Consider the following 1,955-nt stretch of genomic DNA (forward strand, 5'->3'; position numbering starts at 1 on the left):
CCTCGTCGGTGCGCCGACCCCCCGCAACCTCATGCCCCTGCCGGACCACCCCCATGCACCGCCGGTTCACTGGGAGGACGACCGAGCGTAGTCAGGCTGCTTCGCCTGCCGCAAGGCGTCCACGACGATCTTGCCCGACTGTGCGACGGAGACCGTGGCCTGCTCCTTCTCCAGAGTCTGCACCACGCCTCCCGGGATGTTCAGCGCCGGCTCCAGATCCTGCGGTTTGCCGATGACCTTGAAACGATAAGGGGCGTTGATCTTGTTCCCGTCCACGCTCACGCTCTTGCCCGCGTCCGCGAAGTAGGTGTTGGCCACCACGCGCACGCCGTTGACCTGGATCGCCTCCGCGCCGGCCGCGCGCAGCTCCTGGATGGTGTCGAGCAGCATGTCCGACTGGACCGTCCCCTTCGTGTCCTCGATCGTCATGGTGATGCCGGGACCCTGAGCCGCCACGGTGCCCGCCAGGATGCCGAGTTGCCGTTCCTTCTCGGCGGTCTGCCTGCGTGCCTCCGCGGCCTGGTCGGAGCTNNACGCGAATCCAGTTCATCCAGGATACGAACAAGATCTTCTTGACGTGCGCCGCGCAGCGCGCTGTCGGTGTCGCTGTTGGACGCCACCTGGACGGCCAGGCCGAAACCGAGGCCGAACAGGAGCACCGCGACGATGAGTTGGGGCCGGGTCAGACGCGGCGGCCACAGCCCCTTGACGAGCCGCTGACGGCCGGTCAACGACTCCTCGGGGCGCGGCGTGGGCCGCTGCTCCGCTCCGGGCGCCGGGGCGGGCACCTCGGCCGGCAGCTCCTTGCGCAACCGGTCGCCCGGCCGGGCCGCGTGCTCGCCGTGCGCGTGACCGTGATGGCCGTCGCGCTCGCCGTGCTCGCCGTCGTTGTGCTGGTTGTCGCTCATCGCCTCACGCCCGGAAGACGTGCCGCCGGATCGCGGCGGCGTTGGAGAAGATGCGGATACCGAGGACGACCACGACGCCCGTGGACAGCTGGGCGCCCACGCCCAACTTGTCGCCCAGGAAAACGATCAGGGCCGCCACGACCACGTTCGACAGGAACGACACGACGAAGACCTTGTCGTCGAAAATGCCGTCCAGCATGGCCCGCAGACCGCCGAAGACGGCGTCCAGCGCCGCCACGACGGCGATCGGCAGATAAGGCTCCACGACCGCCGGAACCTCGGGCCGGACCAACAGGCCGGCCACGACTCCCACGACGAGGCCCAGTACGGCGATCACGATGTGCCCTTCTCCGTCTTCTCGGTGTTCTTGCTGCTCTTGCTGCTCTTCGCGTTCTTGCTGTTCTTGGCGTCGGCGCTGTCGGGGACCGGCTGCGCCGTGCGGACGATCACACTCGGCGCGGCGGGCAACCGGACGTCGTGCTCGGTGGAGATGGTGGCGCGGATGCCGTAGTTCTGCTCCAGGGCGTGCAGATACAGCCCGTCGCCGCTGTTCTGGAAGTCGCTGCTCAGCCGGGGTCCGTTCCCCACCGCCAGCACGGTGTACGGCGGCACGAGCGGCCTGTTGTCGACCAGGATCGCGTCTCCGGCGGCCCTGATCGCCGACAGGGCGGTCAGCCGCTGCCCGTTGACGGAGACGGCCTCGGCGCCGGACGCCCACAGCCCGTTGACCACACGCTGGAGATCACGGTCGCGCACCCGGCCGGTGTCGGAGAACCCCGCGGTCTCCCGCGGGTTGGTGCCGTCACCGCCGGTGCTGGCCTCCTTGGCGTCGTTCACCACCAGCTTGATGCCCGGACCGTGCACTTCGGTGGCGCCCGACAGCATGCCCACCAGGTCCGCCTCGGCACTGCCGCCGCTCGACCTCAGCGCCGCCCGCTGGCGCGCGCTGACGTCGTCGCGCAGCTTGTCGACGCCGCTCTGGAGCTTGTCCGCGTCGGCGGTCTCCTTGTCGACGCGGTCGATCAGCTCCTGGTGCTCCTTGGCCAC

2 protein-coding genes and 1 pseudogene are annotated in these 1,955 nt (G+C 69.5%); all 3 read right to left on the reverse strand.

Features of this window, described 5'->3' with window-relative positions; all coding sequences use genetic code 11:
- Nucleotides 1-66 precede the first annotated feature (66 nt).
- Nucleotides 67-908: pseudogene (locus tag CCN72_RS34285) on the reverse strand (DUF881 domain-containing protein).
- A gap of 4 nt (nt 909-912) precedes the next feature.
- Nucleotides 913-1,245: a small basic family protein gene (locus tag CCN72_RS34290; RefSeq protein WP_003988855.1), complete on the reverse strand. Its 333-nt coding sequence runs from the start codon at nt 1,243-1,245 to the stop codon at nt 913-915.
- Nucleotides 1,242-1,955: DUF881 domain-containing protein (locus CCN72_RS34295; protein WP_086812235.1), on the reverse strand; the 714-nt coding region annotated here is incomplete at its 5' end. The genes CCN72_RS34290 and CCN72_RS34295, both read right to left, overlap by 4 nt.

The organism is Streptomyces murinus (genome assembly GCF_002154555.1).
GTDB classification, from domain to species: domain Bacteria; phylum Actinomycetota; class Actinomycetes; order Streptomycetales; family Streptomycetaceae; genus Streptomyces; species Streptomyces murinus.